The sequence below is a fragment of the Hydrogenivirga sp. 128-5-R1-1 genome, from assembly GCF_000171895.1.
Genome location: NZ_ABHJ01000021.1, coordinates 1 through 8,101 on the forward strand (window position 1 = coordinate 1; position 8,101 = coordinate 8,101).

At 31.8% G+C, this 8,101-nt stretch carries 10 protein-coding genes; all 10 read left to right on the plus strand.

Annotated elements, in window-relative coordinates:
- Window positions 1-64: 64 nt before the first annotated feature.
- Window positions 65-1,225, plus strand: a complete 1,161-nt coding sequence (locus tag HG1285_RS06590; protein WP_008288097.1) for a hypothetical protein — start codon at window positions 65-67, stop codon at window positions 1,223-1,225.
- Window positions 1,226-1,288: 63 nt separating this feature from the next.
- Window positions 1,289-2,203, plus strand: a complete 915-nt coding sequence (pstS, locus tag HG1285_RS18175; RefSeq protein ID WP_232219493.1) for a phosphate ABC transporter substrate-binding protein PstS — start codon at window positions 1,289-1,291, stop codon at window positions 2,201-2,203.
- 274 nt (window positions 2,204-2,477) lie between these two features.
- Complete coding sequence (gene pstC, locus HG1285_RS17550; protein WP_232219494.1) at window positions 2,478-3,290, plus strand: phosphate ABC transporter permease subunit PstC; 813 nt, start codon at window positions 2,478-2,480, stop codon at window positions 3,288-3,290.
- Window positions 3,287-4,369 (plus strand): ABC transporter permease subunit, encoded by a 1,083-nt coding sequence (locus HG1285_RS18840; protein ID WP_008288101.1) that lies wholly within the window; start codon window positions 3,287-3,289, stop codon window positions 4,367-4,369. The genes pstC and HG1285_RS18840 overlap by 4 nt, the downstream gene beginning before the upstream one ends.
- 8 nt (window positions 4,370-4,377) lie before the next feature.
- On the plus strand, window positions 4,378-5,160 hold the full coding sequence (gene pstB, locus HG1285_RS06585) for a phosphate ABC transporter ATP-binding protein PstB (protein ID WP_008288102.1): 783 nt from the start codon (window positions 4,378-4,380) through the stop codon (window positions 5,158-5,160).
- A 5-nt stretch (window positions 5,161-5,165) separates the two neighbouring features.
- Complete coding sequence (locus tag HG1285_RS06580) at window positions 5,166-5,453, plus strand: nucleotidyltransferase domain-containing protein (protein ID WP_008288103.1); 288 nt, start codon at window positions 5,166-5,168, stop codon at window positions 5,451-5,453.
- Window positions 5,422-5,865, plus strand: coding sequence for a hypothetical protein (locus HG1285_RS06575; RefSeq protein ID WP_008288104.1), 444 nt, complete (start codon window positions 5,422-5,424; stop codon window positions 5,863-5,865). Before HG1285_RS06580 ends, HG1285_RS06575 begins: the two co-directional genes overlap by 32 nt.
- Complete coding sequence (locus tag HG1285_RS18180) at window positions 5,856-6,392, plus strand: PhoU domain-containing protein (RefSeq protein ID WP_008288105.1); 537 nt, start codon at window positions 5,856-5,858, stop codon at window positions 6,390-6,392. Before HG1285_RS06575 ends, HG1285_RS18180 begins: the two co-directional genes overlap by 10 nt.
- Before the next feature lie 115 nt (window positions 6,393-6,507).
- Entirely contained in the window at window positions 6,508-7,518 is a 1,011-nt protein-coding gene (locus HG1285_RS06570; RefSeq protein WP_232219492.1) for an ATP-binding protein, read from the plus strand.
- On the plus strand, window positions 7,515-8,101 hold a 587-nt coding region (locus HG1285_RS06565; protein ID WP_008288107.1), incomplete at its 3' end, for an NAD(P)H-binding protein. The genes HG1285_RS06570 and HG1285_RS06565, both read left to right, overlap by 4 nt.

Genomic DNA, 8,101 nt, shown 5'->3' on the forward strand with positions numbered 1-8,101 from the left:
ATTTAATAATTAGTTAATAAACTATTAAACGAAAATTAAATATAATTTATATTGGAGGTTTCAAATGAAGAAGAAACTTTTAGCATTAACAACCCTGTCGGCTGTGGCTGTGGCAAATGCTGTAGAAATTGAAAATCCAGTTGTGAAAAAACTGTACGAAAAAGGAATTATTACAGAGCAGGAAGCGGTTAAACTTGACGAGAATTTACACAAAGAAAAAAGCAAAATTACTGGTAAATTTGAAAAAATTAAATTCGGAGGACTTGATTACATAGGATACACTTATAAAAATGCAAAAGGCGGCACAGATGAAGGAAATTTTGAAATAAGAAGAGGATATTTCATCACTAAGTTTTACTTCAATAAAAAGGACTATGCAAGATTTACTTTTGATGTAACAACTCACAATCATAAGGACAAAGCAAAAGAAGGTAAAGAAATGAATGTAAAAATTAAACATCTTTACCTTTACAAAGATATATCATCTATAATTCCAGCAACAGGTTTTGAAATAGGTATGGTTCATACTCCATGGCTTGATTATGAAGAACATGCTGGATGGTGGGAAAGGTCTATTTCTAAAACTTTTTATGAATCTTCAGATGGAGCTCACCTTTTACCATCTGCAGACGCAGGTTTAGAATTCAAAACAAAAACTGAGTATTTATCGGCAGAATATGGAATATTTAACGGAGAAGGCTACGACCACTTAGGTAGAAATGATAAAGGAAACAGTGGAAATAAACCTTCAATAGAAGGAAGAATTACATGGCATATTCTTGGAGGAGGAACAAAACATCTGCATCCAGAAAAAGATATTTATGCGAATTTATCTTTACATGCTGTAAACAGTTTTAAACATAGAGGCTCAAATAAAAACCTTAGAATTTACCAAATTCACGCAGTATATAACCAGCCTTTATTCCTTATAGCTGGTCAGTACATTAAATCAAACTGGTACAGCGGAGCAGAAGAAAAAGGAAATGGTTATTCTGTAAACTTTGAGATAAGACCTATTTTAAACCACAAAATTTCATTTTTCGGCAGATACGACAGCTGGAATAGTGATGACAATACAAAAGATAGAAAACAGTATATTTACGGAGTAGCATGGAAAATGAATAAACATATAAAATGGCTTATAAATGGAATTATTGCTGATTATAAAAATAATAACAAGAAAGATTATACAAAGTATATGATAACAGCTGAGGTAAGCTTTTAAAAAAATTATTCGGGAGGAATTAATAATGAAGAAACTATTAGCAAGTATTTTAACTACCGGGGCATTAACAGGTTTTGCAGCGGCAGGAGAAACAATCAATGGAGCAGTGCAACATTTCCTTATCCCCTTTACGCAGCATGGGCATATCAGTACTATAAAGAAACAGGAATTAAGCTAAATTACCAGTCAATTGGTTCAGGTGGTGGAGTTAGACAGATAGCAAACAGAACTGTTGATTTTGGTGCTTCTGATGACCCGTTAACACCAGAGAAATTGGATAAATTAAAGCTTTATCAGTGGCCTCAGGTTATAGGTGGTGAGGTTTTGGCAATACATATTCCTGGGATAAAATCAGAGCAGATGGTATTAGATGCTGATACTGTTTGTCATATCTATCTTGGAGATATTAAGTACTGGGATAACCCAAAATTAAAGAAATTAAATCCAAATTTAAAACTTCCACATAAAAAAATAACAGTTGTTCACAGGTCTGACGGTTCAGGAACTACTGCAGTATTTACACACTATTTAGATGAAGTTTGCCCTGATTGGCATAAAAAAGTTGGTTTTGGTAAAGCTGTAAAATGGCCTGTAGGAATTGGTGGAAAAGGAAATGAAGGTGTAGCAAACTATGTAAAAAGACTTAGATACTCAATAGGTTATGTTGAATACGCTTATGCTCTTCAAAATAGATTAACCTATACTCTGTTGGTAAATCCAGCTGGAAAAGTTGTTAAACCTACCCTTGATTCTTTCTCAGCAGCTGGCAAGTATGGAGACTATGACCCTAAAAAACATTTCTATACATGGATTACTAACACACCTGGGGCAGACGCATGGCCTATAGTTGCAGCAACAAACATACTTGTTGCAAGGGAAAAACCGCAAACAGCTAAAAAGGTTACAAAATTCTTTAACTGGGCATTTAGTAAAAAGGAGATGAATAGCAAAAAGACTCGTTTATGCACCACTTCCTGAAGAATTAAAAATAAAATAAGAAATACTGGAAAGAGCATGGAATATATCCTGAAAATAATTTATGGGGCACACAGCCCTCTGCTGCTGCTAACTACTACTTATCTATGGCTTATAGCCATTTTTGTATATGAATTAGATATCTCTTAGTAGTAGATGAAAAAATACGCAGACTGCCTTATCTGATATATTTTGGAATATTCCTTTTCAGCCTCATTTTAGTTTAACACTTATTTTCTCAACAGTACTTGTTCTTTACAATGAATCATCTCTTGCAATACATAGGTTTGGAATAATAAACTTTATATTTACAGAAGACTGGGACCCTGTAAAAGAAATATTTGGAGCTGCAGCTCCGCTGTACGGCACATTAATTACAACTGTTTTATCACTTTTATTTGCAATACCTGTTGCACTTGGCATAGCAATATTCTTGTCTGAAGTATCTCCACACTTTTTGAAAACACCTGTTGGTATTGCGATAGAAATGCTTGCGGCTATTCCAAGTATTATATATGGTATGTGGGGTCTTTTTACCCTTGCTCCAATAATGGCAGATTACATAGAACCAGCTATACAAAAAACTTTAGGTCAAATTCCCTTAATTGGAAAACTTTTTGAAGGAGAACCTCAGGGTATTGACCTTTTCACAGCAAGTGTTGTTTTAAGTATTATGATAATTCCCTTTATTGCAAGTATTGCAAGAGATTCCTTAAACCTTACTCCAAACATAATGAAAGAGTCAGCTTACGCTCTTGGTGCAACAAAATGGGATGTCGTTAAAGACGTTATGATACCTTATGCGAAACTTGGTATTTACGGTGGAATTGTCTTGGCTCTTGGTAGAGCTCTTGGTGAAACAATGGCAGTTGCTTTTGTACTTGGAAACAATCATCAAATTACAACCTCACTTTTTGATGCAGCTGCAACTATTACTGTAACCCTTGCAAATGAATTTACAGAAGCAGATACTGATGTTTATTTATCTTCACTGTTTTATCTTGCACTAATCTTATTTGTCATGAGCTTCATAATATTAGCAGTTGCTAAATTTTTCCTACTTAGAGCAGAAAGAGGATATTCAAGATGATATATGAGGAAAGCTATATTAAAAAAAGAAAAATAAAAAGTTTTTTTGCTTTATCTCTTTCAACTTTAGCTGCTGTTTTAGGTCTTTTCTGGCTTGGATTTATACTATTTGACGTTTTAAGACACGGCATATCCGGACTAAACCTTGAACTCTTTACAGAAGACCCTGCACCTCCCGGGATACCCGGAGGAGGACTTAGAAATGCATTTATTGGACAGCTTGAAATAGTATTTTTTGCAACTATTATAGGGGTTCCTGTTGGTATGCTTGCCGGTATTTTTATTGCTGAATATGCAAGAGGAACAAAGTTTGCAAAAACTATTTCAATACTCTCTGATATTATGGTTAGCGTACCTTCTATTGTAGTCGGTACGTTTATTTATGCAATACTTGTAAAACCTATTGGTCAAATAAATTACGGTGGTGTACTTGCAGTTGCGTTTTTATCTGCAATTTCTGCCTTTATTTTTGGGGCAGTTTTAAATCTTTTCGTAAGTAAAGTTTTATTGAAAATTATTAAAATAAATTCTGAAAATGCTGTAAAAATTTTGAATCTTTTAATAACATTAATGACAGTTTTATTTGGTATTTTTCTATTTATCTACCTGATGCCGAAACTTGTTGACAAAATTCAAGGATTTAACGGCTGGGCAGGGGCTGCTGCACTTGCTTTTATAATGATACCGGTAATTCTAAGAACTACTGAAGATATGCTTTCTCTTGTTCCTTGGAGTTTAAGGGAGGCTGCTTTTGCACTTGGGGCTTCTTACTATAATGTTATAAAAGATGTTGTTATAAGGGCATCAATAACAGGTATATTAACAGGAGTTATCCTGTCTATTTCAAGGGTTGCTGGAGAAACGGCTCCATTACTTTTCACATCATTTAATAACTCATTTTTTACTACAAACATGAATGAACCAATTACATCTTTGACTGTTTCAATTTTTGTATATGCAACGGGTCCTTATGAAGACTGGCATACAAAGGCTTGGGCAGCATCATTTGTAATTACATTTTTTATTTTACTTATTACAATTACAGCAAGGTACATAATACATTGGAGATATAAAGGATAGGAGGCAGTATGGCTGAAATAGAAAAAATAAAGGTTCAAGATTTGTACTTCTGGTATGCAGGACAGCCTTACCCAGATAAAGAAAAAGCAGCTTTAAAAGGAATAACCTTCCCTGTATATGAAAAAAGGGTTACAGCCCTCATTGGACCTTCAGGATGTGGAAAAACAACACTTTTAAGGTCTTTTAACAGGATGCATGATTTATATCCCGGGAATAAATACGAAGGGCAGATTTTATTAGATGGAGAAAATATATTAACTGATAATTATGACCTTATAAAACTGAGAACAAAAGTTGGTATGGTTTTTCAAAAACCAACACCTTTTCCAATGAGTATTTTTGATAACGTTGCCTATGGTTTAAAACTTAGAGGTATAAAAGACAGAAATGTTTTGGAAGAAAAAGTTGAAAAAGCATTAAAGCAGGCTGCTTTGTGGGAAGAAGTTAAAGATAGATTAAACCAGCCAGCAACAGGATTATCTGGAGGACAACAGCAAAGGCTTGTTATTGCAAGAGCTTTAGCAGTAGAGCCAGAAGTTTTACTTTTTGATGAGCCAACATCTGCTCTTGACCCTATTTCTACATCAAAAATTGAAGAACTTGTTGTTCAGTTAAAAGAAAATGTAAGCATAATAATAGTCACCCACAACATGCAGCAGGCAGCAAGGGTATCTGATTATACAGCTTTTATGTATCTTGGAAAGCTTATTGAATTTGATAAAACAGACATTATATTTACAGCACCTAAAGAAAAATTAACTGAAGATTACATTACAGGTAAGTTTGGATAATAAGTGTGAGGCTTTATGATTTTGAAAAAAAAGCTTTAAAAAGAATATTTGAAGATTTTGATGGAGAAATTTACATTTTTGGGTCAAGATTGAAAAACGACAAAAAAGGTGGAGACATTGACATTATATTAAAGCCTAAGAAAAAATTATTTTTGAAAGATATATTAAAAATACAGGCAAAATACTTTCTTTTAACAGATACGAATATAGACATAATTCAATATGATGAAAATAACCCATTTATTAAGGAAGTAATGAAAAATGCAAAAAAACTTGATTTGTCAAGCTTATAAAGATTTAGAAAACAGTTTAAAGCTTCTTGAATACTCTTTATCAAAATATGAACCATTTGACCCTACAGTAGTTTATAATTTTGAAGATTTAGAGTATTATGATTCATTATCATTCAGATTTGAAAAAGCTGTTGAGGCGATTTTTTATTTTTTTAAAACTTTAGAAATATATTTATACGGAGAATCTTCAGATACTTATAGAAAAATGCTTCAAAGAATGGAAAAATTAAACCTGATAAAAAATTTGGAAATTTATATGGAAATTAAAATACTAAGGAATAAAGTTGTCCATGCATATTTGCCTGAAAAGTTGGAAGAGATTTATTCAAATGTAAAACAGTTTGGAGATATTCTTTTAGAAGACTTTATAAAAATAAAAAAATTTATTAAGGAGGAAACAAGTTGCTTATAAAACCAAAGTTAGATGAGATTAGGGATAATCTTATAAAAATGGCAGAAATGTCAATGACCATGATTGAAAATGCTGTAAAGGCAATTGTTGAGCATAATCCACAGCCTTTAAAAATAGTAGAAGAACTTGAGCCAAAAGTTGATGAAATGGAAGTTGAAAATGAATCAATGATAATAACTACAATAGCAAGATACCAGCCAGAAGCAAAATATTTAAGAATTTTAGTAATGGATTTGTTTGTAAATAGAGATTTAGAAAGAATAGGCGACCATGCAGAAAATATAAAAGAGCAGGCAGAAAGAATAATTGAAAAGCCAAAGCTAAAGGAATATGTAGACCTTCCTATTATGACAGAAATTACATTGAATATGGTAAAAGATGCAATAAAATGCCTTGAAACCTTAGATACAGAACTTGCAAGAGATGTTATTAAAAGAGATGACAAAGTAGATGCCCTAAATGAGCAGATAATAAGAGAACTTTATACATATATGGTGGAAGACCTAAAACATAAAAGTAGGAATTAGACTTATAACTGTTGCGTCAAACATAGAAAGGGTGCAGACATAGCCACAAATCTTGCAGAAGAAGTAATTTATATGAAAGAAGGAAAAATGCTCAGACATCAGGAACTTGATGAAAATGGAAACAGTAAAGAAGATTAAGCTAAGTGATTTTGAAACTTTTTTAAAATTTTTAGATTATCTGAAAGAAGGAATTATTGTTATTGATGAAGATAAAACAGTAAATTATGCAAATAAATATGTAGAAAATCTTCTTAATATAAAAGAGCCAGAAGGAAAACATTTTGCAGATGTTATAAAAAATAATTACCTTTATTCAATAATTGCTCACGAGTATGATAAAGATGTACAGGAAGAAATAATAATAGATGATAAGAAATTTTTGGTAAAAGTCTATCACATAGACAATAAAAAATTTGTTCATCTTACAGATATAACACCTTTTGAAGTGTATAAACAAGCAAAAAAGGATTTTGTTTCAAACGTTTCCCACGAGCTAAAAACTCCCATAGCAGTTTTAAAAGGTGTAATAGAAACCCTTGAAGCTGAAGAAAATGATAAAGGAAAGAAAAAATTTATATCAATGGCACAAAAAAGAATAAATCAGATGAATACCTTAATAAATGACCTTTTAATAATAGCAAGACTTGAATCAAAAGAAGACAAAATAATAAAAACGAACATAAATCTAAAAAGATTTATAGACCAGATTTATGAAGATTTATCACATCTGACGCAGGAAAAAAATGTTAAATTTTATAATAAAGTTAATGAAAATTTCAAAATTTACGGAGATGAGAAAAAACTTTCTATATTATTGAAAAATCTAATTGAGAATGCAATTAAATACAACAAAGAAAATGGAAAAGTAGAAGTTAAAGGTTTTTTAGATAAAGACTACACTGTTATAGAAGTAAAAGATACAGGAATAGGAATTCCAAAGGAGGCTCTGCCCCTTATATTTGAAAGATTTTACAGGGTTGATAAATCAAGAAGTAGAAATGTAGGCGGTACAGGTCTTGGACTTTCTATTGTTAAGCATATAGCAGAAGCACATAAAGGAAAGGTAAGTGTAGAAAGCACACTTGGTAAAGGTTCATCTTTTAAAGTTTATCTGCCGAAACCATGAAAATATTAATTACAGGCTCAACAGGCTTTGTAGGACGATATATAGCAAATGAACTTTCTAAAAATCATTATTTAATTTTACCTGTTAGGAATTTTGAAAAAGCAAGAAAGGTTCTAAACTTAAATGAAAATACAAAATTAATAGGGTTTACAGAAAACTTAGATAAGCTTGTGGTAAAAGAAAGTCCAGATATCGTTATAAATCTACTTGGTATTCTAAAAGAAGATAGAGAAAAAAACATAACTTTTGAAAAAGTACATTACACTTTTACAGAAAAACTTGTTAATGGAGCGGTAAAATCAGATATAAAACATTTTATACAAATGTCTGCACTTGGAGCAGATATAAACTCCAAAAGTAGATACTTAAAGACGAAAGCTGCAGCAGAAGAGTATGTAAAAGCATCTGGTTTACATTATTCAATATTTAGACCTTCTATTATAATTGGCAGAGAACAATTACTTTTCAAAGAATTTAAAAAATTTTCAAAAATTACCCCATTTTTCTTTGCACCAAAAGGAAAAGTACAGCCTGTCCACATATTTGATGTTAAAGACTGCTTTTTAAAAGTGTTAGAGCATTT